Annotated in this window: 25 protein-coding genes; 13 read left to right on the forward strand and 12 right to left on the reverse strand. The window is 71.3% G+C overall.

The window, feature by feature from the left end:
• Positions 1 to 496: 496 nt before the first annotated feature.
• Positions 497 to 1,129: a DUF461 domain-containing protein gene (locus ABZ939_RS22440; protein ID WP_361857863.1), complete on the forward strand. Its 633-nt coding sequence runs from the start codon at positions 497 to 499 to the stop codon at positions 1,127 to 1,129.
• Between the two features lie 118 nt (positions 1,130 to 1,247).
• On the opposite strand, the gene ABZ939_RS22445 is transcribed toward ABZ939_RS22440, so the two are convergent.
• Together ABZ939_RS22445 and ABZ939_RS22450 are read right to left on the reverse strand one after the other, a co-directional pair.
• Positions 1,248 to 1,928 carry a response regulator transcription factor gene (locus tag ABZ939_RS22445; protein WP_017242433.1) on the reverse strand — a complete coding sequence of 227 codons (681 nt, stop codon included), beginning with the start codon at positions 1,926 to 1,928 and terminating at the stop codon, positions 1,248 to 1,250.
• The gene (locus tag ABZ939_RS22450; protein WP_361857866.1) at positions 1,925 to 3,160 is read right to left on the reverse strand and encodes an ATP-binding protein; all 1,236 of its coding nucleotides are present in this window, start codon (positions 3,158 to 3,160) and stop codon (positions 1,925 to 1,927) included. Before ABZ939_RS22450 ends, ABZ939_RS22445 begins: the two co-directional genes overlap by 4 nt.
• 263 nt (positions 3,161 to 3,423) lie before the next feature.
• Between ABZ939_RS22450 and phoU the strand changes: the two genes are divergently transcribed.
• Both phoU and ABZ939_RS22460 read left to right on the forward strand, forming a co-directional pair.
• The gene (gene phoU / locus ABZ939_RS22455) at positions 3,424 to 4,104 is read left to right on the forward strand and encodes a phosphate signaling complex protein PhoU (RefSeq protein ID WP_361857868.1); all 681 of its coding nucleotides are present in this window, start codon (positions 3,424 to 3,426) and stop codon (positions 4,102 to 4,104) included.
• 100 nt (positions 4,105 to 4,204) lie between these two features.
• Positions 4,205 to 4,360, forward strand: coding sequence for a hypothetical protein (locus ABZ939_RS22460; RefSeq protein ID WP_175439337.1), 156 nt, complete (start codon positions 4,205 to 4,207; stop codon positions 4,358 to 4,360).
• Between the two features lie 56 nt (positions 4,361 to 4,416).
• Here ABZ939_RS22460 and ABZ939_RS22465 read toward each other — a convergent pair whose 3' ends face one another.
• Positions 4,417 to 4,887 (reverse strand): GNAT family N-acetyltransferase, encoded by a 471-nt coding sequence (locus ABZ939_RS22465; protein WP_361857871.1) that lies wholly within the window; start codon positions 4,885 to 4,887, stop codon positions 4,417 to 4,419.
• A 591-nt stretch (positions 4,888 to 5,478) separates the two neighbouring features.
• On the opposite strand from ABZ939_RS22465, the gene ABZ939_RS22470 reads away from it, so the two are divergent.
• Positions 5,479 to 5,685: a hypothetical protein gene (locus ABZ939_RS22470; RefSeq protein ID WP_361857874.1), complete on the forward strand. Its 207-nt coding sequence runs from the start codon at positions 5,479 to 5,481 to the stop codon at positions 5,683 to 5,685.
• Positions 5,686 to 5,794: 109 nt separating this feature from the next.
• Here ABZ939_RS22470 and ABZ939_RS22475 read toward each other — a convergent pair whose 3' ends face one another.
• On the reverse strand, positions 5,795 to 6,556 hold the full coding sequence (locus ABZ939_RS22475) for a phosphoglyceromutase (RefSeq protein WP_361857877.1): 762 nt from the start codon (positions 6,554 to 6,556) through the stop codon (positions 5,795 to 5,797).
• 125 nt (positions 6,557 to 6,681) lie between these two features.
• Between ABZ939_RS22475 and ABZ939_RS22480 the strand changes: the two genes are divergently transcribed.
• Positions 6,682 to 7,953, forward strand: a complete 1,272-nt coding sequence (locus ABZ939_RS22480) for an MFS transporter (RefSeq protein WP_361857880.1) — start codon at positions 6,682 to 6,684, stop codon at positions 7,951 to 7,953.
• On the opposite strand, the gene ABZ939_RS22485 is transcribed toward ABZ939_RS22480, so the two are convergent.
• The 3 genes from ABZ939_RS22485 to mshA form a co-directional block, all read right to left on the reverse strand.
• The gene (locus tag ABZ939_RS22485) at positions 7,943 to 9,580 is read right to left on the reverse strand and encodes a glycosyl hydrolase family 28-related protein (RefSeq protein WP_361857883.1); all 1,638 of its coding nucleotides are present in this window, start codon (positions 9,578 to 9,580) and stop codon (positions 7,943 to 7,945) included. The genes ABZ939_RS22480 and ABZ939_RS22485 overlap by 11 nt on opposite strands.
• A gap of 111 nt (positions 9,581 to 9,691) precedes the next feature.
• Entirely contained in the window at positions 9,692 to 10,180 is a 489-nt protein-coding gene (locus ABZ939_RS22490) for a YbjN domain-containing protein (protein ID WP_361857885.1), read from the reverse strand.
• A complete protein-coding gene (gene mshA, locus ABZ939_RS22495; protein ID WP_361857888.1) occupies positions 10,173 to 11,516 on the reverse strand; it encodes a D-inositol-3-phosphate glycosyltransferase in 1,344 nt (447 codons plus the stop codon). Before mshA ends, ABZ939_RS22490 begins: the two co-directional genes overlap by 8 nt.
• Before the next feature lie 213 nt (positions 11,517 to 11,729).
• Here mshA and ABZ939_RS22500 point away from each other — a divergent pair, with 213 nt between their 5' ends.
• From ABZ939_RS22500 to ABZ939_RS22510, 3 genes are all read left to right on the forward strand, one after another.
• Positions 11,730 to 12,542 carry a class I SAM-dependent methyltransferase gene (locus ABZ939_RS22500; protein WP_361857890.1) on the forward strand — a complete coding sequence of 271 codons (813 nt, stop codon included), beginning with the start codon at positions 11,730 to 11,732 and terminating at the stop codon, positions 12,540 to 12,542.
• A gap of 198 nt (positions 12,543 to 12,740) precedes the next feature.
• The gene (locus tag ABZ939_RS22505) at positions 12,741 to 13,817 is read left to right on the forward strand and encodes a C40 family peptidase (protein WP_361857893.1); all 1,077 of its coding nucleotides are present in this window, start codon (positions 12,741 to 12,743) and stop codon (positions 13,815 to 13,817) included.
• Positions 13,818 to 14,099: 282 nt separating this feature from the next.
• The gene (locus ABZ939_RS22510) at positions 14,100 to 15,353 is read left to right on the forward strand and encodes a fused response regulator/phosphatase (RefSeq protein ID WP_361857896.1); all 1,254 of its coding nucleotides are present in this window, start codon (positions 14,100 to 14,102) and stop codon (positions 15,351 to 15,353) included.
• A 29-nt stretch (positions 15,354 to 15,382) separates the two neighbouring features.
• On the opposite strand, the gene ABZ939_RS22515 is transcribed toward ABZ939_RS22510, so the two are convergent.
• The 3 genes from ABZ939_RS22515 to ABZ939_RS22525 form a co-directional block, all read right to left on the reverse strand.
• On the reverse strand, positions 15,383 to 15,724 hold the full coding sequence (locus ABZ939_RS22515) for a DUF2516 family protein (protein ID WP_361857899.1): 342 nt from the start codon (positions 15,722 to 15,724) through the stop codon (positions 15,383 to 15,385).
• 96 nt (positions 15,725 to 15,820) lie between these two features.
• Positions 15,821 to 16,387: a hypothetical protein gene (locus ABZ939_RS22520; protein ID WP_361857902.1), complete on the reverse strand. Its 567-nt coding sequence runs from the start codon at positions 16,385 to 16,387 to the stop codon at positions 15,821 to 15,823.
• 28 nt (positions 16,388 to 16,415) lie between these two features.
• Positions 16,416 to 16,814 (reverse strand): helix-turn-helix transcriptional regulator, encoded by a 399-nt coding sequence (locus ABZ939_RS22525; RefSeq protein ID WP_361857905.1) that lies wholly within the window; start codon positions 16,812 to 16,814, stop codon positions 16,416 to 16,418.
• Between the two features lie 189 nt (positions 16,815 to 17,003).
• On the opposite strand from ABZ939_RS22525, the gene ABZ939_RS22530 reads away from it, so the two are divergent.
• The 5 genes from ABZ939_RS22530 (at position 17,004) to ABZ939_RS22550 (ending at position 21,556) form a co-directional block, all read left to right on the forward strand.
• Positions 17,004 to 17,987: a DJ-1/PfpI family protein gene (locus ABZ939_RS22530; protein ID WP_361857908.1), complete on the forward strand. Its 984-nt coding sequence runs from the start codon at positions 17,004 to 17,006 to the stop codon at positions 17,985 to 17,987.
• A 77-nt stretch (positions 17,988 to 18,064) separates the two neighbouring features.
• Entirely contained in the window at positions 18,065 to 18,655 is a 591-nt protein-coding gene (locus ABZ939_RS22535) for an isochorismatase family protein (protein ID WP_361857911.1), read from the forward strand.
• A gap of 99 nt (positions 18,656 to 18,754) precedes the next feature.
• The gene (locus ABZ939_RS22540) at positions 18,755 to 19,354 is read left to right on the forward strand and encodes a dihydrofolate reductase family protein (RefSeq protein WP_361857914.1); all 600 of its coding nucleotides are present in this window, start codon (positions 18,755 to 18,757) and stop codon (positions 19,352 to 19,354) included.
• Positions 19,355 to 19,484: 130 nt separating this feature from the next.
• Positions 19,485 to 19,970, forward strand: a complete 486-nt coding sequence (locus ABZ939_RS22545; RefSeq protein WP_361857917.1) for a MarR family winged helix-turn-helix transcriptional regulator — start codon at positions 19,485 to 19,487, stop codon at positions 19,968 to 19,970.
• A gap of 101 nt (positions 19,971 to 20,071) precedes the next feature.
• Positions 20,072 to 21,556: an MFS transporter gene (locus ABZ939_RS22550; protein ID WP_361857920.1), complete on the forward strand. Its 1,485-nt coding sequence runs from the start codon at positions 20,072 to 20,074 to the stop codon at positions 21,554 to 21,556.
• Between the two features lie 134 nt (positions 21,557 to 21,690).
• On the opposite strand, the gene ABZ939_RS22555 is transcribed toward ABZ939_RS22550, so the two are convergent.
• Together ABZ939_RS22555 and ABZ939_RS22560 are read right to left on the reverse strand one after the other, a co-directional pair.
• Positions 21,691 to 23,070, reverse strand: a complete 1,380-nt coding sequence (locus tag ABZ939_RS22555; RefSeq protein WP_361857923.1) for a radical SAM protein — start codon at positions 23,068 to 23,070, stop codon at positions 21,691 to 21,693.
• A gap of 20 nt (positions 23,071 to 23,090) precedes the next feature.
• Positions 23,091 to 23,972 carry a DMT family transporter gene (locus ABZ939_RS22560; RefSeq protein ID WP_361857926.1) on the reverse strand — a complete coding sequence of 294 codons (882 nt, stop codon included), beginning with the start codon at positions 23,970 to 23,972 and terminating at the stop codon, positions 23,091 to 23,093.
• Between the last annotated feature and the right edge of the window lie 21 nt (positions 23,973 to 23,993).

Below are 23,993 nucleotides of genomic sequence, written 5' to 3' on the forward strand. Positions count from 1 at the left end.
GAGGGCTTGCGGAAGGCGGTATTCGCAGGTCGGAGCCGCTGCGCGGACGGAGAGAAACGCGCACGTTACACCCGTCCGGAGCGCTCCGATGGAGGAGCGATGTCCCGTTTTGCCGGGTTCGCGTCGGGCATCTTCATGTACTCCGTTCGAGGATCGGCCACCCGTACGGATGCTTCCCGGACCGAATCCCGAATTGATCACCCGGAGACCGGAGCGGGTTTTTCCGCGAGCCGGGTGGAGGAATGCGCGGACGGCCGTCGAATTGATCAAGGCTGTTATGTGAACGGCGGGTCAATGCGGCGTGATCCGGCCATCACGGCGAGTGCCGGGAGGGCCCGGGAGCGCGAAGGGGCGGGTCGGGTGCGGGACGGAGAGTGCGGCTCGGTAACCTAAGCGCGCTGACGCACCTTTAGCTCGTCCTTAGCCGGTTGGTCCTGAGCTCGACCCCAGCCGGCCGCCCTTAGCCCGTCCGTACGTCCTAGGAGTTGCCGCCGCCGTGAGCCGCAGCCTTCGACGCGGCGCCCTCGCCGCCACCGCCATCGTGTTCTCGATCGCCTCGCTGTCCGCCTGTGGCGCGGGCAATGACGCGCAGACGCTCGGCGTGCGGCCGGACAACGCCGCCGTCACCGTGGACGATGTCAAGATCCAGAACGCGCTCGTGATCACCCAGCCCACCGCCGGTGCCGCGGGTCCGGCCGTCGTCTCGGCGACGGTCTTCAACAACGGCAGCGCGCCGCAGACGCTCGACTCGATCACCCTGGCGGGCGCCTCCTCGCCGGTGAAGCTCAAGGCGGCCGAGGGCACGGGTCCGATCACCGTCCCCGCGGGCGGCTCGGTCGTCATCGGCGGCGAGGGCAACGCCTCCGCCACGATCGAGAACGGCCGCGAGGCCGTGAAGGACGGCGGGGTCCAGGAGCTCGTCTTCAAGCTGAGCCAGACCGGCGACGTGAGCCTGCAGGCGTTCGTCGTCCCGGCGAACAGCTACTTCAAGGAGTACGGCCCGACCGTGATCCCGCAGCCTCCGACCGCCTCTCCGACGGCGACCGCGACGGCGACGCCGGGCCACGGCGGCGAGGCGAGCCACGGGGCCACCCCGTCGGGCGAGGCCAGCCCCACGGCCGGCCACTGACGCACGCGCACACGTACGCGCACACGCGTACGAAGGGGCGCCCCCACCGGATCACTCCGGCGGGGGCGCCCCTTCGTATCCGTACGGGGTCACATCCGTACGGATCACCGCGTACGGTTTACGGCTCGAACTTGTAGCCCAGGCCCCGGACCGTCACCAGGTAGCGGGGCGCGCCCGGGTCCGGCTCGATCTTCGCCCGCAGGCGCTTGACGTGGACGTCGAGGGTCTTGGTGTCGCCGACGTAGTCCGCGCCCCAGACACGGTCGATCAGCTGCATGCGGGTCAGGACGCGGCCCGCGTTCCGCAGCAGCATCTCCAGGAGGTCGAACTCCTTCAGCGGGAGGTCGACCTTGCCGCCGGAGACCGTGACGACGTGGCGGTCCACGTCCATGCGGACCGGGCCGGCCTCCAGGGCCGCGGGCGTGACCTCCTCCGGCTCGCCGCGGCGGCGCAGGACCGCGCGGATGCGGGCGACCAGCTCCCGCGAGGAGAAGGGCTTCGTCACGTAGTCGTCGGCTCCTATTTCCAGGCCGACCACCTTGTCGATCTCGCTGTCCTTGGCGGTCACCATGATGACCGGGACGTTCGAGCGGCCGCGCAGCTGGCGGCACACCTCGGTGCCGGGCAGCCCGGGCAGCATCAGGTCGAGGAGGACGAGATCCGCTCCGTTGCGCTCGAACTCGTCGAGACCGTCGGGCCCGGTCGCGGCGACCGCGACCTCGAAGCCTTCCTTGCGGAGCATGTACGACAGGGCGTCGCTGAAGGATTCCTCATCCTCGACGACGAGCACTCGGGTCACGGAAGGACCTCCGGGGCAGGGAGCGGTTCGGTCATGAGATCGGGGGTGGGGGAGGCGGAGGCGGATGATCGGCGGTCCCGTACGGCGCCCGCCTCGGGCAGCCGCAGGGTGAAGGTGGAGCCCTGGCCTTCGGTGCTCCAGACCGTGACCTCTCCGCCGTGCGAGGCGGCCACGTGCTTGACGATGGCCAGGCCGAGCCCCGTGCCTCCGGTGGCGCGGGAGCGGGCCGGGTCGACGCGGTAGAAGCGCTCGAAGATGCGCTCCTTGTCCTTGTCGGGGATGCCGATGCCCTGGTCGGTGACGGCTATCTCGATGAGGTCGCCGCCGGGGGCGGCCACGCGGCGGGCGGCGATGCCCACCCTCGTACGGGCCGGGGAGTAGTTGACGGCGTTCTCGACGAGGTTGCCGAGAGCGGCGGCGAGCTGACCGCGGCTGCCCCAGACGTGCAGGTCGGTGGTGCCTCCGGAGACCATGGTGATCTGCTTGGTCGAGGCGGTGTGCCGGGAGCGGTCGATGGCCTCGGCGACCAGTTCGTCCACCCGTACGGGCTCGGAGTCCTCCAGCGGGTCGTCGTTCTGCACCCGGGAGAGGTCGATGAGTTCCTGTACGAGATTGGTCAGGCGGGTCGCCTCGATCTGCATGCGGCCGGCGAAGCGGGTGACCGCCTCGGGGTCGTCCGAGGCGTCCATGACGGCCTCGGAGAGCAGGGAGAGCGCACCTGTCGGAGTCTTGAGCTCATGACTCACGTTGGCGACGAAGTCGCGCCGTACCGCTTCGATACGGCGGGCCTCGGTCAGGTCCTCGACCAGGAGCAGCACCAGGCGGGAGCCGAGCGGTGCCACGCGGGCCGAGACGGCGAGGGCCTCGCCGCGTCCGGTGCCGCGCCGGGGCAGATCGAGCTCGACCTGCCTTATCTCCCCGTCGCGGCGGGTGTCGCGGGCCATGTTGAGCATGGGCTCGACGGCCAGCTTTCCGCCGCGGACCAGGCCGAGGGCGTACGCCGCCGAGCTGGCCTTGACCACGGAGTCGCTCTCGTCGAGGACGACTGCGGAGGAGCGCAGCACGGACAGCACGGTGTCCACGCCGGGCGGGAGCACGGCGTCGGTGTGCAGGGAGGTTCGGGTGGGTCGCGCCTGGTCGCGTTCGCTCCAGCGGAACGCCAGCATGGCGATCACGCCGGTGCACACCCCGGCGATCGCGGCCAATGCGGCGACCGCCGCGTTCACGTCCATGCCATCCAGGTTATGCGGGGTCCCGGACACTCTCCCAGCCGTCCGAGTGGCTGCTCGAACAGTCGTCGCCCAGAGTTCACCGTGGGGACGGTGGTGGTTCATTTGGGCTGTTCGGGACGGCGGCGCGCGTCGCCCAGAGTTCACCGAGGGGAAAGGGCTGATTCATTTGGGGTGGAGCCGCCCGACTTGTAGGGGCCCGAACGTGGGAGCGTGGGGGTCCGAGCCCCACCCGGACCCCGGACGCTTGTGAGAGAGGGACATCGATGCGGGACGCGTACCACGAGGAACTGGACTCGATCGGAGAGGGCCTGGTCGAGATGGCCCGCCTTGTCGGGTCGGCGGTCGGGCGCGCCACGACGGCGATGCTCGACGCCGATCTGAAGCTCGCGGAGAGCGTGATCGCGGCGGACCAGAAGGTCGACGATCTGCAGCACGACCTGGAGGCCCGGGCGATAGCGCTGCTCGCGCGGCAGCAGCCGGTGGCGACGGATCTGCGGATCGTGGTGACCTCGCTGCGGATGAGCGCGGATCTGGAGCGGTCGGGCGACCTGGCGCAGCACGTGGCGAAGCTGGCGCGGCTGCGGTTCCCGGACACGGCGGTGCCGCGTGACCTGCACGCGACGATCCTGGAGATGGGTCAGCTGGCGCAGCGCCTGATGGCGAAGGCGGCGGAGGTCATCATCACGAAGGACGTCGACCTGGCGCTCCAGCTGGAGCAGGACGACGACGAGATGGACCTGCTGCACCGGACGCTGTTCCAGCACCTGATGGACGACCGCTGGAAGCACGGCATCGAGACGGCGGTCGACGTGACGCTGCTCGGCCGGTACTACGAGCGGTTCGCGGACCACGCGGTGTCGGTGGCGAAGCGCGTCGTGTACCTGGTGACGGGCGAGCACGCGGACGAGCTGCAGCAGGCGGACGCTCCGGTCGAGGGCGCGTAGCCGCCGGGGGCGGCGTTCGCACTTCTGTGCGCCGTTGATGCGCCCGGTGGGGTGGGCATGGAATGGGGAGAGGCGACGTACGCCTTCGAGGAGGGACTCCATGGCCGAATCCGCCACCACCGATCCCCAGCCCCTGCAGGAGACGCCGCGTGACGCGGTCTTCCTGCCCGTCCTCGGCGCCTGCGGGTGCGGCTCGGGCTGCGGCTGCGGCTGCCAGTCCGGCGGGCCGTGCCAGTGCGGGGGCTGCTCGGGCTAGGCGCGTACGACGAGGTGGCCCCGCCCGGGTTCCGGGCGGGGCCACGTCGCGTCGCGTCACACGTCGAGCACGCCGACGGTCTGGTGGCCCGTGGTCTCGCCGGTCGTGCGGAAGCCCTGCTTGAGGTAGAAGTCCCCGGGCCCGTTCTCGCCCGGCTCCCACGACACGTACATCAGGCGACTGTCGCCGCGCCGCCGTATCTCCTCGCGGACGGCCTCGACGGCGAAGCGCCCGTACCCCTTGCCCTGGTGGCCGGCGGAGATGTTGAGCCGCCACAGCCCGCTGCGCCGGTCCTCGGGGTCCTTCTCCGGGTTCCACCGGATGTCCAGGAAGGCCATCAGGAAGCCCACGAGCTCGTCCCCGTCGAAGATCAGCCGCGGCCAGGCGGTGTCGCCGAAGGCGTACGCCTCCGCCAGCGAGGTCGCGACCGGCGCGACGTTCTTCTCCTGCTCGGGCCGGACGCGCAGCTCCAGGGCGGCGTCCACGTTCTCGGGGGTGATCTTCTCCAGACGGAGCGCAGAGGTCATGATCGGACCCTACCGACGGGTCATCAGGGTGGTCGCGGCATTTTCGGCGGACCAGGACAAGCCCCCTGCCCTGGTCCACTCCCGCGGACAGAACCCTGACCGTGACGGCCGAGGCGGCGTCACTTCCGCCGCTTGCCCGCCCTGGCCTCGCGCTCGGCCTCCTTGCGCCGCTGGACGGTGTAGGAGGACCAGTCACCCCGATGGCGATCGCACCGCGACGCGCCGATCATGGCGAGGCGCTGACACCGGGTGCCCTTCTGCGTTGTCGCTCCACACCTGGACTGCGTACGAGCCACGATTCCCACCCCTGGTCTCGGCTGACGTGCAGACCGGTCCAGGGTCGCCAGGAGGACCCCCGAGCGGAAGGCGCACGCCCCTCCGGAAGGGTGCACACCGGCTTTCCCCGGATGCGTCGGGGCGCACGCCGTTCCCCGCCTGCCGCTGCCCGGCGCCGGGTCCGAGGCGTGTCACGACATGACTGCTCCGACCTACGCGATTCGACAATCGCCGCGAGCATATGCGCCAACATTTCGTGACTATGCGTTACGATCCCACTACTGTCCGTCACTTTCGAAAGGATGCCCCATGGCCATGTCAATCGATGAAGCCCGCGACCTCAAGAGGACCCGCAGCAAGGAGAAGGCCGCAGCCGCGGGCACGGTGTGGGTGGCGGTCACCGGCTTCCCCAGCTGGCAGGACGCCGTTGACTACGCCAACACCGAACCGGCCCAGGCTGCGGGTGAGTTCTTCGCCAGCCACAACGGGGATGGAACGGTCGACGGCTCGTACTTCCTCTGACGAGCCGTCGCAGTTCAGAGCGCCGCCGACCCCGGGGGGCCGGCGGCGCCCAGGGCAAACGACAGCCCCCGACCTGCCATGTGCGCGGGTCGGGGGCTGATCGCTTTTCCTACTTCTTCTTGCCCTGGTTCTTCACGGCCTCGATCGCCGCCGCCGCCGCGTCCGGGTCCAGGTACGTGCCGCCCGGCTTGAGGGGCTTGAAGTTCTCGTCCAGCTCGTACGCGAGCGGGATGCCCGTCGGGATGTTCAGGCCCGCGATGTCCGCGTCCGAGATGCCGTCCAGGTGCTTGACCAGGGCGCGCAGGCTGTTGCCGTGGGCCGCGATCAGGACCGTGCGGCCGGCCAGGAGGTCCGGGACGATGCCGTCGTACCAGTACGGCAGCATCCGGTCGACGACGTCCTTCAGGCACTCCGTCTGCGGGCGCAGCTCCGGCGGGATGGTGGCGTAGCGCGGGTCCTCGGACTGGGAGAACTCGGTGCCGTCCTCGAGCGCCGGCGGCGGGGTGTCGTACGAGCGGCGCCAGAGCATGAACTGCTCCTCGCCGAACTCCGCGAGCGTCTGCGCCTTGTCCTTGCCCTGGAGCGCACCGTAGTGGCGCTCGTTCAGACGCCAGGAGCGGTGGACCGGGATCCAGTGGCGGTCGGCGGACTCCAGCGCGAGCTGCGCCGTGCGGATGGCGCGCTTCTGGAGGGAGGTGTGCAGTACGTCGGGCAGCAGGCCGGCGTCCTTCAGCAGCTCACCGCCGCGGACCGCCTCCTTCTCGCCCTTCTCGGTGAGGTTGACGTCCACCCAGCCGGTGAACAGGTTCTTCGCGTTCCACTCGCTCTCGCCGTGACGGAGGAGGATCAGCTTGTACGGTGCGTCGGCCATGCGTACGAGATTAATCGACGCCCGACGCTTGACGCTCCCCGTCAATTCGCTGGCGTCCAGGATAAGAGATGCGTAAGTTACGAGGGCCGTTAGAGGGACTTACGCATGCAGGGGGCCGGCCACACATGTCCATCGACTCGCTCAGACGATCAGCCCGTGCGACCGTCTCCGGACTCCCCGGCGGCTTCTGGTGGCTCTGGCTCTCCACCCTCGTCAACCGGACCGGGGCCTTCGTCCTCACCTTCCTGTCCCTGTATCTGACCCAGGAGCTCGGGCACTCGGCCTGGTTCGCCGGACTCGTCGTCGCCCTCCACGGCCTCGGCGGCGTCGCCGGTTCCCCGCTCGGCGGGACGCTCGCCGACAAGTGGGGCCGGCGCCCCACCATGATCACGATGCACCTGATGACGGCCTCCTGCGCCGCCGCCCTCTCCCTGGTCACCACCGCCTGGGGCATCGCCGCCGTCGTCCTGCTGATGGGCGTCTCCATGCAGGCCGTGCGCCCCTCCATCCAGGCCACCATCACCGACATGGTCCCCGAGCACGACCGCCGCAGGGCCTTCGCCCTCAACTACTGGGCCCTCAACCTCGGCTTCGCAGTCGCCGCCCTCGGCGGCGGCGCCGCGATCTTCCTCGGCTACCGGACCCTCTTCCTCGTCGAGGCCGTGGCCACCGTCCTCTGCGCCCTGATCGTCTTCCTGCGGCTGCGCGAGACCCGCCCCGAGGCCCGCCGGAACCCGGAGGGCGAGGTCGTCGAGAAGGACCGCGTCAGCGTCCTCGACGTCCTGCGCGACGCGCCCTTCCGCACCCTCGTCCTCCTCAACCTCCTCGTCTGCCTGGTCTTCACCGCCCCCTGGGTCGGTCTGCCGCTCTCCATGGCGGAGGCGGGCCTCGAGCCCGGGGCGTACGGCGCGGTCATCGCCGTCAACGGTGTGGTGATCGTCGGCTTCCAGCTGCTGGTGAACAAGGTGACCGACAAGCGCTCGCCGGCCATGCTGCTCACCGTCTCGGCGCTGCTCTTCGCCCTCGGCACCGGCGCCACCGCACTGGCCGGCACACCGCTGGTGTTCGCCGCCACGGTGATCGTGTGGACCATCGGCGAGATGGTCCACGTCCCCACCAACGCCGCCGCCACCGCCAAGCTCGCCCCCGAGCACGCGCGCGGCCGCTACCAGGGCGTCATGGGCATGTCCTGGGCACTGTCCGGCTTCCTCGCCCCGATCCTCGCGGGCTGGGTCGTCGACGGCCCGGGCCCGGACGTGCTGTGGATCGCCTGCGGGATCATCGGCTGCATCGCCGCCCTCGGCTACACCACCCGCCTCCGCAAGGCCCTCGACGACGACGAGCCGACCCCCGTCGTCGTGGAGAGCGACGGGCCCAAGCCCGCGGTCAGCGCCTGAGCGTCCGCTGCGCCTCGTACAGGTTCCGGGGGCGGACCGCCCCCGGACTCCCGTACGCCTCCACGCGCGCGTGGAGCTCGCCCGCGAAGTCCGGCACGTCGATCTGGTCGAACTCCCGCACCTCGCTGATGCCGACCGTCGCGCTGTACGGGGCGATCGTGTCGATCTTGACGAGGCCCGCCCGGCCGTTCGTCACCGTCACGTTCCAGTGGGTGAAGCGGGCACCGTACAGCGGTCCGGCCGAGGCGTCACCGCCGTGCCGGCCGTTGTTCTCGACCGTGATCTCCGTCCGTACGTTGGCGAACGGCATCCCCCGGTGAGTGTCGAAGGTGCCCATCTCCATCACCCCGCGCGACCAGACGTTGTAGCTGGACAGTCCCTCCACGTTGATGCCGTGGAGCTGGGTGCCCGCCGGGGCCGGGACCGTACGGGCCGCGATACGGAAGTCCTCGACGAGGTTGTCGTGCGCGCCCTCGCGGCAGAAGTACGGGTGGTGCGCGCCCCTCCCCTCGACCCGGGTGCGCCGCAGCGTGCAGGCGGAGGCGGCGACGAGACCGAAGCCGTTGTCGACATGGCGGACGACGACGTCCTCGGCCCAGCAGTCGTACGCGCACTGGAAGGTGACGCCGTTGTAGCCCTTGTCGAGGAGGTGCGGGGACTGGGGCGTCTCCACCGCTTCGAGGGTGAGGCCCTCGACCCCCGAGTCCGTGAGCGGCTCGGGGAGGGTCGTCAGACGCGGGTCCCACTCCGGGCGTACGTCGAGGGGCAGGGGGCGTTCGAACGTCACCTTGCGGCCCTGCACGGACGTGATCCGGACCGGCCACTCGTACGGGACGTACGAGGTCAGCTTGGTCTTGTCGTCCCAGTGGTACGCCTCCGGGCCCGCACCCCCGCCCGCCATGTGCTCCAGGAGCGTGTGGGCCGCGTCGTCGGCGAGCCGGAGCAGAACCAGCCGACCGCGGTGCAGGGCTGACGGATCGTCGACGGTCACGGACCAGTCGCCGCGCCGCGCGGGGCGGACGGTGGTCAGGGTCTGCCACTCGTCGCGCCTGTTGCCGGTCCAGCCCTCGAAGGGCCAGGCCCGGGCGCGGATCGCGGCGACGAGGGAGGCGTGCCGGGCGTGCGGGGCGAGCCAAATGAGGCCGCCGGCCCAGGACCAGGAGGACTTGTCGCCTCCGTAGCGCGAGCCGTACGGACCGATGAGCTCGGTGAGGTGCTTCGTCGCGAGGAGTCGCGTGCGCCCCGATCCCGCGCCGCGCAGCACCACGCCGCTGTGGCCGATGTGGAGGAAGTCGTCGATGCGGTACGTGCCGGGCGGGACGAGCACCGTGCCGCCGCCGCGCTCCCCCGCCTCGGCGAGGGCCCGGTTGATGGCCGCCGCCGAGTCGGCGGAGCCGTCGTGGGTGGCGCCGTAGGAGAGGACGTTCGCGACGACCGGCGGCCGGGTGGTGAGCGCTGCGCCGCGGCGGGCGCCGGCGCGGCCGACGTAGGGGATCTGGGGGTGGGTGTACGGGGCGTTCGCGTACTCCTCCCAGAGCGAGGCCGACGCCCCTGGCCGGAATCCCGTCGTGGCGGCCACCCCGACCGCCACCGCACCGCCCACGAACTGCCTTCTGCTGATTCCCATGAGCCCGCCTTTCATGGATGTGAACACCATTCAGGTGTGCGACGGCGGCGAGCATGGCACGGCCAGGGCAGGTACGGAAGGGGTGGTGCACGCCTGACGACGGGGGTGTGCCTAGCGCTTCTGGGTCAGATGCGTGAACGCGTCGAGGTTCCGGGTCGACTCGCCGCGCGAGACCCGCCACTCGTACTCGCGCCGGATCGCGCTCGCGAAGCCCAGCTCCAGGAGGGTGTTGAAGGAGCCGTCCGCCGCTTCGAGGACCGACCCGAGGAGCCGGTCCAGCTCCTCCGGGGTGACGGCGGCCAGCGGCAGCTTGCCGGTCAGATAGATGTCACCGAGGCCGTCGACCGCGTAACTCACGCCGTACAACTTGAGATTGCGCTCCAGGAGCCAGCGGTGGACCCCCGCCTCGTTCTCGTCGGGATGGCGGATGACGAAGGCGTTGAGGGAGAGGGAGTGGCGGCCGACGCGCAGCGAGAGGGTCGTGAACAGCTTGCGCGTACCGGGGAGTTTGACGACGTAGGAGCCGGGCTCGGGGGACTCCCACTCCAGCTCCGCGTCCTTGAACGTGTCCTCGATGACCCGCCGTACATCCTCAGCCATGGTGCGAGCGTACGCGACGGCGGTGATCGTGCATCGCCGCCGTGTACACGTCCGCCGTGCCGGAGGCCGCCGTGTCCCAGCCGAAGGACTCCGCGTGCCGGGCCGCCGCCGCGCCCATACGGGCGGACAGCCCCGGGTCGGCGACGAACCGCCCGAGTGCGCGGGCGTAGTCGGCCGGGTCGTGCCCCTGGACCAGGAATCCGGTGACGTCGTCCCGTACCGCGACCGGGAGCCCGCCCACCGCGGCCGCGACGACCGGGGTGCCGGCCGCCTGCGCCTCGATGGCGACGAGCCCGAACGACTCGCTGTACGAGGGCATGACCAGCACCGATGCCGCCCGGAACCAGTCCGCGAGGCGGTCCTGGCCGACCGGCGGGTGGAAGCGGACGACGTCCGCGATGCCCAGCCGGGCGGCGAGCTTCTGCAGCCCCTCCGGCTTGGCCAGGCCGCTGCCGCTGGGCCCGCCGACGACCGGCACGAGCATGCGCGAGCGCAGCGACGGGTCCTGCTCCAGGAGCCGGGCCGCGGCCCGCAGCAGGATGTCGGGGGCCTTCAGCGGCTGGATGCGGCCCGCGAAGACGGGGATGAAGGCGTCGGCCGGCAGCCCGAGGCGGGCCCTCGCGGCCGCCCGGCCGTCGGCCGGGCGGAAGTGGTCGAGGTTGACCCCCGGGTGGACGACGGCGACCTTGCCGGGCTCCGCCTCGTAGAAGCGGACGAGTTCGTCGGCCTCCTCGGCCGTGTTGGCGATCAGCCGGTCGGCGGCGCGGACGATCTGCGTCTCGCCGATCACCCGGGCCGCGGGCTCGGGGGTGTCGCCCTCCGCGAGCGCCGCGTTCTTGACCTTGGCCATCGTGTGCATGGCGTGCACGAGCGGGACGCCCCACCGCTCGGCGGCGAGCCAGCCGACGTGGCCGGAGAGCCAGTAGTGGGAGTGGACCAGGTCGTAGTGGCCGGGACGGTGGCCCGCCCATGCCTGCATCACGCCGTGGGTGAAGGCGCAGAGCTGGGCGGGCAGCTCCTCCTTGGCCAGGCCCTCGTAGGGGCCGGCGTCCACGTGCCGGACCAGCACGCCCGGCGCGAGCTCGACGACCGGGGCGAGACCGCCGGTGGTGGCCCGGGTGAAGATCTCGACCTCGATGTTGATCGCGGCCAGCCGCTTGGCCAGCTCCACGATGTAGACGTTCATGCCGCCGGCGTCGCCGGTGCCCGGCTGATGGAGGGGCGAGGTGTGGACGCTGAGCATGGCCACCCGGCGCGGGCTCCGGTGACGTCCGGGGAGCCGGAGCCTGGGCGGCGTCGCCAGGGAGCCGGCGAGCCGGGACACGTACTGGCTCACGTCGACGGTCCTTCCGCTGAGTGGGGGCGTAGCGGGCACTGCGGGCTGTGCAGGTACTGCGGGTATTGCTGACACTGCGGGTGCTGCGGGTACTGCGGGCACGGCAAAGGGGACAGCGCACGGCGCCCTCCAAGCGGCACAACACCGGAATGGCGCCATCCATTTCCGTTTTGCCAATTCATTGCCACCTCGCACGGCGCGTACCCTCGTGCCATGGCCCCGCGCACCACCCGTCCTGCCGCGATCCGTCCTGTCGGCACGGCGACCCGCGGGACCACCAACCCGAACCGGCTGCGCCGCATGGACCGCTGGATCGCCGCCGTCCACGGACCCGCCCTGCGCCGCTCCGCCGAGCCGCCCGTCGCGGTCGACCTGGGCTACGGAGCCGCTCCCTGGACCGCCGTCGAACTGCTCACCCGGCTGCGCACCGCCGACCCGCGCAGTGAGGTCGTCGGCATCGAGATCGATCCGGCCCGGGTCGCCGCCGCCAGACCGTACGAGCGCGAGGGCCTCACCTTCCTGCACGGCGGCTTCGAGGTCCCGGTGCCGGGCGCGGTCGCGCTGATCCGGGCCGCGAACGTGCTGCGCCAGTACGAGGAGGGCGAGGTGGCCGCGGTGTGGGCGCGGCTGTGCGCCCGGCTCGCGCCCGGGGGGCTGCTGGTGGAGGGGACCTGCGACGAGATCGGGCGGCGCCATGTGTGGGTGGCGCTCGACCGGACCGGGCCGCGGACGGTGACCTTCGCCACCCGGCTCGGCTCGCTGGAGCGGCCCTCGGACCTCGCGGAGCGGCTGCCGAAGGCGCTGATCCACCGCAACGTGCCGGGCGAGCCGGTCCACGCGTTCCTCCGCGACTTCGACCGGGCGTGGGCGGCGGCCGCCCCGTACGCCTCGCTCGGCGCGCGGCAGCGCTGGATCCGGGCCGTACGCGATCTGGCGGCGGACTGGCCGCTGACGGACGGACACCGGCGCTGGCGGCAGGGCGAGGTGACGGTGCGCTGGGAGGCCCTGGCGCCCGCGCCCCGCTGACCCCGCGCCAACTGCCGGTGAATTCACGGTAGGCCGGGAACGCAACTCGCCGATCACTCGTCCCCTCTGGGGGACATCGGCCGACAGGCCCCGGTATCCCCTGTTGCTTTCACGCTTCGCGTGGCACCATCACCAAGGTCACCGCCAAGTTACTGACGGTAAATCAGATATCGGTCGGGACCGTACAAGGGGGAGCTTGTGAACCGACGCCGCTGTGCCACCGCCGCGATCACCGTGGTCTGTGCCCTGACGGTGCTGGCCTCACCCGCCCTCACCCTCCAGGCCTCAGCCGCCCCGCGACCGCCGGCGGCGCCGTCGACCCCGCTGCCGCCCGCCCCTCCGAAGAAGACCCTCGAAGAGGTGCGCAAGGAGATCGACGGCCTGTACCGGCAGGCCGCCGCCGCCACCGACGCGTACAACCTCGCCGAGGAGAAGGCCAAGGAGCAGTCCGCCGAGATCGTGGAGCTGGCCAGGATGATCGTGGCCGGCCGCGAGAAGATCGACGCGCTCAAGGCGCAGGCGGGCGCGGCGGCCCGCGCCCAGTACCGCAACGGCGGGCTGCCCGACGACGCCCAGTTCGTCCTCACCGACGACCCGCAGCTCTTCCTCGACAACGCCGGCCGGCTCCAGGAGGGCCAGAAGGCCACCAAGGACCTGCTGGCCGAAATGGCCAAGACTCAGGCGCAGTTGACCGTCTACGCCAAGGACGCGGGCACCAACTGGACCAAGCTGGAGGCCAACCGCGTCAAGCAGGCCGAGGCGAAGAAGGACATCAACGACAAGATCGCCGCGGCCAAGAAGCTGGAGTCCGAGCTGGAGGCCGAGGAGCGGGAGCGGCTGCTGCGGCTCGAGGAGCAGGAGCAGTACAAGGCGCAGACCGCCTGGCTGAGCACCGGCGTCCTCAAGGGCCTGGACGGCAAGGCGACCGAGCAGGGCAAGCGGGCGGTGGAGTTCGCCACGGCGCAGATCGGCAAGCCGTACGTATGGGGTGCGGAGGGGCCGGGCTCGTTCGACTGCTCGGGGCTGACCCAGCGGGCCTGGGGCGTGGCCGGCCGGTCGATCCCGCGCACCTCGCAGGAGCAGTGGCGGCTGCTGCCGCGCGTGGACATCAAGGATATGCGGCCCGGCGACCTGATCGTCTACTACAAGGACGCGTCACATATCGGGATGTACGTCGGAAACGGGGCGATCGTGCACGCACCGAGGCCGGGGCGGAACGTGACGCTCGCGGGGGCGGGGTCGATGGAGATCCTCGGAGTCGTCCGCCCGGAGTGAGACCGGCCGGAGTGAGACCGGCCGGACCGAGACGCCGCGGAGTGATATCGGCCGCACTGAGACCGGCCGGAGCGAGGCGTTCCGCACCCGCCGCGCGCGTGATGTTCGTCATGGACTCCGGGGCAACAACCTCCCCATGCGCGGCATATGCCAATGGCTCATCGGTGCTCATACCGTGATCACCATTCCGTTGCCCGGCGGGGTACCGCTATGGTCCCGGTCTGGCGGGACGTCGTTCGTCGCCCTGCCGCGCCCTCGGGGGGAGGGAAGGAAACAAGACCGATGCCCGTACCCGTACCGCGACAGAGAAACGACTCTGCTGCGGCGTCAGGCGCTGCCACAGCTGTCACGGCTGCCACAGGCACCGATCTCACCCTCCTGGTCGTCGAGGACGACCCGGCGGGTGCCCTCGCCGTACCCGAAATGCTCGACGCCGACGGAACCCGAGTCCGTATCCGCACCGCCCGGAACCTCACCGAGGCCGAGCGGCTGCTCACCGACGACGTGCACTGCGTCCTGGTCGACCTGGCCCTGCCCGGGCCCCGGGCGGCCGGCGACGACCCCCTCGGGCCCCTGCGGCACGTCCTGCGGCTCGCACCGCGCCACGCCGTCCTGGCCCTCGCGGCCTCGGCCGACGCGGAGCTGGCGGCGGAGGCCGTACGGGTCGGGGCCCAGGACCACCTCTTCCGCGAGGAGCTCGACGGCCGGCTGCTGAGCCGGGCGATCCGGTACGCGGTCGAGCGCAAGCGGGCCGACGCCGTGCAGGTGAAGCTGACCGAGTCCCGGCTACGGGCCCAGGAGAACGCCCGGCTGGAACGCGGACTGCTGCCCACGCCCCTCCTCGAGGGCTCCGACCTGCGGTTCGCGGCCCGCTACCGCCCCGGCCGCTCGCGCGCCCTGCTCGGCGGCGACTTCTACGACACCGTCCGCACGCCGGACGGCACGGTCCACGCCATGATCGGCGACGTCTGCGGGCACGGCCCGGACGAGGCTGCGCTCGGCGTGGAGCTGCGCATCGCGTGGCGGGCACTGACCTTCGCCGGCCTGTGCGGGGACGAGCTGCTCTCGACCATGCAGCAGGTCCTGGAGCACGAGCGGGAGAGCGACGAGATCTTCGCGACGCTCTGCACGGTCGACATCGCCCCGGACGGCCGCCGGGCGGGCCTGTGCCTGGCCGGACACCCCTCCCCGCTGATCGCCCGGCAGGGGCGGGCGGCACGGCTGCTGCCGTACGAGGACGGCGGCCCGGCCCTCGGCCTGCTGCCGCGCGCCCGCTGGCCGCGGCGTCAGGTGGAGCTGGGCGGCTCGTGGAGCCTGCTGATGTACACGGACGGCCTGATCGAGGGCCGCTCGGCGGGTCCGGGTTCGCCGCGGCTCGGCCAGGACGGGATGGTCGAGATGATCAACCGGCAGCTGGCTGAGGGCCTGCGGGGCGAGGAGCTCCTGGAGGCGGCGGTGACGGAGGTGCGGTCGCTGAACGGCGGGGAGCTGACGGACGACGTGGCGGTCCTGGCACTGGAAAGGGCCCGGGGTTAGCCCCCGGGCCCGTTTCCGCGCTCGGTCGGTCAGCGTCCGCCGTTGTACGGACCGTACGGCCCGTCGCTGCTGGAGCCGCCGCGACGGCCGCCGCCCCCACCGGAGACCTGCTTGATGGCGGGCCGGACGTCGACCATGAAGACGATGGCCGCGATGAGTCCGGCGATCTGCAGGAAGAGCATCGGGAGCAGCAGGTTCAGGGCGAGGTTGATGCCCAGGATGATCAGCCAGAACTTCTTGGTCTGCTTGTCGGCCGCGCGGTAGGCGTCCTCGCGTGCCATGACCGCGAAGACGAGCGCGGCGACGGCCATGCCGATGAAGACCAGGCCGATCACCAGCCAGATGATGGAATCGAATCCCGCGCGCAACATGTCTGAACCGCCTCGTGAGTGGGTGGAGCGCCTCGCGGCCAAGGTACCCGGTACAACGCACCGGCCACCCTGATTGGTGCCCCGCCTGGCCCCGCCTTACTTCTCGGTGGCGCCGGCGGTCTTCTTGGCGGGGGCCTTGCGGGGAGCGGGCTTGCGGGCGGCGGGAGCCTTCCTGGCCTCGGGCTCCTCGGCCTTGGGCTCCGCCTTGGCCTCGACCTTGGGCTCCGGCTCGGGCTCGACGACGACGGCGATCTCGGTGATCTCCTCGGCCATCTCACCGCGCCACGCCTTCACGGCCTCCTCGCCGTGCGCGGCGACCTCCTCGTACTTCTCGCGCGCCTTGACCGCGTACTCGGCGGCGACGCCGACGCCCCGCAGGGCCAGGTCCTGGGCGGTCTCGCCGAGCTTCTTCAGGTCGGTGTCGAGGGTGCCGACGACCTCGGCGAACTTCGACTGGACGGTGGCCTGGGCCTCCTTGGCCCGGTCCGCCACCTTCTCCTGCACGGCCTTGGGGTCGGTCTTGCGCACGGCGTCGATCCGCGCGGGCGCCTCGGCGGCGATCTGCTCGATCAGCCCAGGGACCTTCTTGGCCTGCTGGACGGCGAGGTCGGCGGTGCCGGCGGCGAAGTAGAGGGGGGTACGCAGTTCTTCGATGATGGCCATGGGTGTGGTCCTCCCGGATGTGTACGTACTAGCTCGCGGTTCGTTCGGCATCGGGAGCGGTGTCGCCACCGTCGACCGCCTCGGCGGCGTTCTCCTTGCGGAAGGAGTCGTAGATCTGGAGCAGTACCTGCTTCTGCCGCTCGTTGATCGAGGGATCGGCAAGGATGACGGCTCGCGTCTCCAGCTCCTCCCGCTCCTTCTCGTCGAGAATCCCGGCCCGCACGTAGAGAGTCTCGGCGGAGATCCGCAGCGCCTTGGCGACCTGCTGCAGCACCTCGGCGCTGGGCTTGCGCAGCCCCCGCTCGATCTGACTCAGATACGGATTGGACACCCCGGCGGCGTCCGCGAGTTGCCGCAGCGAGAGCTGCGCGGTACGCCGCTGCTCGCGGAGGTACTCGCCGAGATTGCCGACGTTGAGTGATGCCATGCCACGAAGATGCCATCGCCTGCTAACTATTGCAAGCACATGCTTGCAATAGTGTCGTGTCTCACCGGGGCGGCCTCACCGCAGAGTTCGGCGCGGCGCTCCACGCGGGGCTCGACGCGGGTGCCCCATGGCCGAATGTGACAGACAGCCGTCATTGCGGTCACCCGGCGCCGTCGCGACGATGGACGCATGTCCCCTGCACACCGTGTCGTCATCGCGGTCTTCCCGGACGTCGACCTGCTCGACGTCACCGGCCCGGCCGAGGTCTTCGCCCTGGCCAACCGGGAGACCGGGGGCCGGGCGGGCTACGCGGTCCGGCTGGCGGGTCCCGGCACCGGACCGGTCACCACCTCGGCCGGGGTGCGTCTGGTGCCGGACCTGGACTTCGCCGACGTGGGGGCCGCGGTGGACACCCTGCTGGTGCCCGGCGCGGTGGACCTGCGCCCGGACGGTCCGGTGGCCAGGGTCGACGACACGGTGGTGGAGTGGGTGAAGGCCACGGCGCCGCACGCCCGGCGGATCGCCTCGGTGTGCGTGGGCGCGCATCTGCTCGCGGCCGCCGGGCTGCTCGACGGGCGGCGGGCGACCACGCACTGGTCGACCGCGGCGCAGCTCGCGGCCGACCATCCGCGGGTGCGGGTCGACGCCGACCCGATCTTCGTCCGCTCCGGCCGGGTGTGGACCGGGGCGGGCATCAGCACCTGCATGGACCTGGCGCTCGCCCTGGTGGCCGAGGACCACGGCGAGGAGCTGGCGCTTGCCGTGGCCCGGCAGCTGGTGATGTACCTCAGGCGACAGGGCGGCCAGAGTCAGTTCAGCGTGCCGCTGAGCCGGCCGGCGGCGGCCCGCAGGGACATCGACGAGCTGCGCGTGTTCATCACGGAGCACCTCGACGGCGATCTGTCGGCGCCCGCGCTCGCCGGGCGCATGTGTCTGAGCGAGCGTCATTTCGCCCGGGTCTTCCGCCAGGAGACCGGCACCAGCCCGGCCTCCTACGTGGAGGCGGCCCGGGTCGAGGCGGCCCGCCGCCTGCTGGAGACCACCGACCAGCCGCTGGACCGGGTCGCGGCAGCCGTCGGGATGGGCTCGGTGGAGACCCTGCACCGCGCCTTCCGCAAGCAGATCAGCACGACCCCGGCCTCCTACCGCCGCCGCTTCCGCACCACTTCCTGACCTTCTCCGTCACACGAGCGAGCCCTCACCCGTGGCTTCGCCATGCCCGCTCACCATCCGAAAGGAACCTTTTCTCCATGAATGCCTCCGCGACCCTGCGCGACGTCATCGGCCTCGACAACACCGCGCCCAAGCTCGGCGAGTCCACCCTGATCCTGATCGACTTCCAGAACACCTACCGCTCCGGCGTCATGGCCCTCGACGGCGCCGAGCCCGCCCTGGCCGCCGGGGCCCGCCTGCTCGCCGCCGCCCGCGCGGCGGGCACGCCGGTCGTCCACGTCATGGACGCCGGTTACGACATCACCTCCGAACTCGGCGCCATCAGCCCCGAAGTGGCGCCCGCCGACGGCGAACCCGTGGTGGTCAAGCAGGTCCCCAACGCCTTCCACGCCACCGACCTGGAGAAGACGCTGCGCGATCTGGACGCCGGACCCGACCTGGTCCTCGCGGGGTTCATGACCCACATGTGCGTCATGTTCAGCGCTCAGGGCGCCTTCAACCTCGGCTTCCGGCCCACCGTCGTCGCCGAGGCGACCGCCACCCGGGCCCTGCCCGGACCCGACGGCACCACCGTGTCCGCGGCCGCCCTCCAGACGGGCAGCCTGACCACCATCGCCGATCTCTTCGGCATCGTCGTACCGACCGTCGATCACCTCACCGTCGTGTGACCTGAATCACTCCTCGGGGATCGATGTCGCCGATGAGTTCGGAGGGGCCGGGGCGTCTCTATTGACGTACACACCCGGAGCGAAGAAGCGGAGCACGTCATGCGGATCGTCATCAGTGAGTTCATCAGCCTCGACGGCGTCGTGCAGGCCCCCGGCGGCCCGGAGGAGGACACGGACGGCGGCTTCGCGCACGGCGGTTGGACGCACCCCTTCTTCGACCCGGAGGTGGTGGGTGGGGCCTTCGACGACGCCGTGGCCAAGGCGGAGGGCCTGCTCTTCGGTCGGCGTACCTGGCAGACCATGGCCGGGGCGTGGCCCGAGCGGGCCGGCGACCCCTTCGCCGACCGGCTGAACGCCCTGCCGAAGTACGTCGTGTCCCAGACGCTCGGCGAGGACAAGCTCACGTGGAACAACACCACGCTGATCCAGGGCGACGAGGCCGTCGCCCGCATCCGGGAGCTGCACGCGACCGAGGGCGGCGACCTGGTCGTCATGGGGAGCGCCTCGCTCGTACGGACCCTGCTGAGCGAGGACCTGGTCGACGAGCTCCGGCTCATGATCATGCCGGTGCTCCTCGGTGGCGGTAAGTCGATCTTCCCGGCGGACGGCGGGCTGCACACCCTGGAGCTGGTCTCGACCGTCACCAGCGGCGCGGGCGTCAACGTCTGCACCTACCGCCGTCCGGCCACCGAGGGGTAGTCGGTGTAGCCCGTGACGAGGTCGGGGTTGGCCAGGAACGGGCCCTGTCGACCGCTCCCCTGTCGCCCACCAGCCTGTCGTCCTATTCCTGATAATCCGCGACGGATCGACTTTCGTTACCCTGGCAGGCATGACCGCCATGGCGCCCACGCGCACCGAACCGGACCTGTCCTTCCTCCTGGACCACACCAGCCACGTCCTGCGGACGCAGATGAGTGCGGAGCTCGGGGAGATCGGGCTCACCCCGCGGATGCACTGCGTCCTCGTCCACGCCCTGGAGGAGGAGCGCACCCAGGCGCAGCTCGCCGAGATCGGGGACATGGACAAGACCACGATGGTGGTGACCGTCGACGCCCTGGAGAAGGCCGGGCTCGCGGAGCGCAGGCCGTCCAGCACCGACCGGCGGGCGCGGATCATCGCCGTGACCGAGGAGGGGGCGAAGGTCGCCGCGGAGAGCCAGAAGATCGTCGACCGGGTGCACGAGAGCGCCCTGAACTCCCTGCCCGACGACGAGCGCGAGGTGCTGCTGCGGGCGCTGAACCGCCTGGTCACGGGACACCTGGAGACGCCGATGGAAGGCGCGAGGCCGGCCCGGAGGGCGCGCCAGAAGGGATGACGACCGAAGCCTCCGAGCCCCTCGATCCGTAAAAGATAGTCTGCAACAAAACTATCTGCTACGGTCTCTCCTGTTGCCTCCCAACGACAGGAGAGACCGCAATGCCCGCCACCTCCGCACCCGCACCCTCGCGCTCCCGCTGGCTCGCCCTCGGCGTCCTGGCCACCGGAATGCTGATGACGATCCTCGACGGCAGCATCGTGACCGTCGCCATGCCGGCCATCCAGAGCGATCTCGGCTTCACCCCGGTCGGCCTCAGCTGGGTCGTCAACGCCTACCTCATCGCCTTCGGCTCGCTGCTCCTCCTCGCCGGCCGCCTCGGCGACCTGATCGGCCGCAAGCGGATGTTCCTCGCGGGTACGGGGGTGTTCACCGCCGCCTCACTGCTCGCCGGCGTCGCCGGCTCCCCCGGTGTCCTGATCGCCGCCCGCTTCCTCCAGGGCGTCGGCAGCGCGATGGCCTCCGCCGTCAGCCTCGGCATCCTCGTCACGCTCTTCACCGCGCCGCGCGAACGGGCCAAGGCCATCGCCGTGTTCAGCTTCACCGGGGCGGCCGGCGCCTCGATCGGGCAGGTCCTCGGCGGCGTCCTCACGGACGCGCTCACCTGGAACTGGATCTTCTTCATCAACCTCCCGATCGGCATCGCGGCGATCCTCGTCGCCCTCCCCGCCCTGCCGGGCGACCGCGGCCCCGGGCTGAGGGCCGGAGGCGGCGCGGACGTCCTGGGCGCCCTGCTCGTCACCGCAGGTCTGATGCTCGGCATCTACGCGGTCGTCAAGATCGAGGAGTACGGCGCCGCTTCGGCCCACACCCTCGGCCTGGGCGCCCTCTCGCTCGCGCTCCTGGTCGGCTTCGTCGTCCGCCAGGCCAGGACCGCGAACCCCCTCATGCCGCTGCGGATCTTCCGCTCGCGCAGCGTCTCGGGCGCCAACCTGGTCCAGATGCTGATGGTCGCCGCGCTCTTCTCGTTCCAGATCCTCGTCGCGCTCTACATGCAGCAGGTCCTCGGTTACGGCGCCGCCAAGACCGGTCTCGCGATGCTGCCGGCCGCGGCCGTCATCGGCGTCGTGTCCCTGGGCGTCTCGGCCCGCCTGATCGCCCGCTTCGGCGAGCGCACCGTCCTGCTCACCGGCCTCGCCCTCCTCGTCGGCGTCCTCGGACTGCTGACCCGCGTCCCCGTGCACGCCTCGTACGTCACCGACCTGCTGCCCGTGATGCTGCTGGCGGCCGGCTTCGGCCTCGCCCTGCCCGCCCTCACCTCGCTCGGCATGTCCGGCGCGAAGGAGGAGGACGCGGGCCTCGCCTCGGGCCTGTTCAACACCACCCAGCAGATCGGCATGGCCCTCGGCATCGCGGTCCTCTCCACCCTGGCCGCCTCCCGCACCGAATCCCTCACCGAGGCGGGCCGCCCCGCCGCCGAGGCCCTGACCAGCGGCTACCACCTGGCCTTCGGGGTCGGAGCGGGTCTCCTCCTCGCCGCCTTCGCCGTCGCCCTCACGGTCCTGCGCCGCCCAGGGCAGGCACGGGTGGACGAGGCCCGGCAGCCCGCCCCCGCCGAGCGGGAGCCCCACCTCACCACCCTGTGAGACCGCGCACCCCCGCCCGAGGCCGCCCCAGGACCACCCTCCACGGTGCGCCCGGGGCGGCCTCGGTCGCTCGCACGGCGCCTGGGGCCTGTCCGGCCGACCACGGACCCGGCCGTGAGTCGACGAGACACCCCCTACGCCGGGGCGCGACCGCCGAAGGCCGCCAGGGTCCGCTCCAGCGCCGGCATCGCACGCACCACCCGGCGGGAGCGGATCAGCGCGTCCCAGGCCGGCTCGAACTTCTTCCAGCCGCCCGCGTACGCCAGGTGCCGCATCCGCTCGTGCGTCCCCGGCTGCGCCGCCGCGCCCCGCCAGATGTTGCGCCACCGGTAGAAGTCCCGGTACGCCCGCCAGTAGCCGTCCTCCAGCTGCTTCGGCGTCATCCCCGCCGGTCGGTACACGACATGCCGGGTGTCGTACAGATCCCAGTCCCGGTGCACGATCCGGTCCTCCGCCTCCAGCTGCTTCCACAGCCCTGTGGACGGATAGGGCGTCATGATGTGGAAGGTCGCCGTCTCGATGCCCTGCTCCACGGCCCACTCCACCGTCCGGTCGAAGACGTCCGGGCCGTCGTGGTCGAGCCCGAAGACGAAGCTCGCGTTCACCATCACGCCCACGTCGTGCAGCCGCCGTACCGCCGCCGCGTAGTCACGGCCGATGTTCTGGTTCTTCTTCCGCTCCGCGAGGTTCGCCCCGTTCACGGTCTCGAACCCCACGAACAGACTCCGCAGCCCCGCCTCCGCCGCCCGCTCCAGCAGCCCCGGTTCCAGGACCGACTTCACGGTCCCCGCCGCCTGCCACAGCCGGCCCATCCCGGCCATCCCGTCGAACAGGCCCTCGGCGAACCGCCGGTTGCCCAGCAGATGGTCGTCGAGGAAGTACAGATGGCGGCCCGGCAGCCGCTCGATCTCCGCGAGCGCGTCGTCCACGGCCTGCGTGTAGAAGGACTTCCCGCCCTCGAAGAACGCGTCCTTGTAGCAGAAGTCGCAGTGGTGCGGACAACCCCGCGAGACCACGATCGAGTTCGGCACCAGATACAGCTCGCGCTTGATCAGGTCCCGGCGCACGGGCGGCAGTCCGGCGAGCGTCCGACGCGTGGAGTCGTAGCGCCGCAGAGGCGCCCCGTCGCGGAAGTCCTTCAGGAACAGCGGCCAGGTGTCCTCCCCCGGCCCGGTGAAGATCGTGTCGGCGTGCGCGGCCGCCTCCTCCGGGAGCGAGGTGACATGCAGGCCGCCCATCGCCACGTGGACGCCGCGGGCACGGAAATGGTCGGCTATCTCGTAACTCCGCCGCGCGGAGGTGATGTACGGCTGCAGGACGAGCAGGTCGGGCGCCGGGAGGGACGCGATGTCGACCCGCTCGACATGTTCGTCGTACAGGGTCACCTCGTCGTCGGGGTCGAGGTAGCCGGCGAGGGTGGCAAGGCCGAGGGGCGGGAAGAGCGAGTACTTGATGGGCCGGAACAGCGGGCTCGTGGCCTCCGTCAGGGCGGGCAGGATCATCGTTACGCGCATGACAGCCCAGACTCGAACGGCTACGCGGCCGGTTCCAGGACTCGCGGGACCCGCCGCGTCAGCCCCACCCCCACCAGCACCACGACCATCCCGGCCACGACCCGTGGTGTCAGCGGCTCGTCGAGCACGAGGGCCCCGAGCGTCACCGACACCACCGGCAGCAGATAGCCGACCGTCGCCGCGCTCGTCGGGCCCTCTTCCGCGATCATCCGGTAGTTGAGGTGGAACGTGAGACCGGTCGCGAAGATCCCGAGCACGACGACCGCGAGCACCCCCGTCCACGTCGGCCGGGCCTCGCCGCCGGACGCCAGGGCGGGCACGCTCAGGACCGTCGCCGTCAGCAACTGCGCGGCGGAGAGCGCCAGCGGCGCAGTGCCCCGGCCGGTGAGACGGCGGGCCATGTACGCGAAGGCCACCGCGTAACTCGCCGACGCCGCAAGGAGTGCGAGCGCGCCGAGACTCATCAGGCCGCCGCCCCCGCTCCACGGGGCGAAGATCAGCAGGACACCGGAGAAGCCGAGCACCAGTCCGCCGAGCCGTGCCGGGGACAGGCGGCGCTCCGTGCCGAGGCCCAGGCCGATGAGCAGGGACCAGAGCGGGGTGGTGGCGTTCAGGACGCCCGCGACACCGCTGTCCACGGTCTGCTCGCCCACTCCGAACAGGAAGAACGGCAGGGCGTTGCAGAAGAAGGCCGCGACGACCAGCCGCCCCCAGATCCCCCGGTCCCGGGGCAGCCCCTGCCCCGCCGCGTACGCGAGGGCGAGAAGCACGCCCGCGCCCAGCAGGCACCGTACGAAGGTGATCCACCCGGGGGTGAGGCCGTGGTCGAGGGCCAGTTTGATCCACAGGAAGCCGGAGCCCCAGAGCAGGGCCAGGACGCCCATCCGTATCGCCGATGTCATGGCCTCCACGGTCCTCGCCCC

Source organism: Streptomyces sp. NPDC046712, assembly GCF_040645695.1.
In the GTDB taxonomy this organism is placed as follows: Bacteria; Actinomycetota; Actinomycetes; order Streptomycetales; family Streptomycetaceae; genus Streptomyces.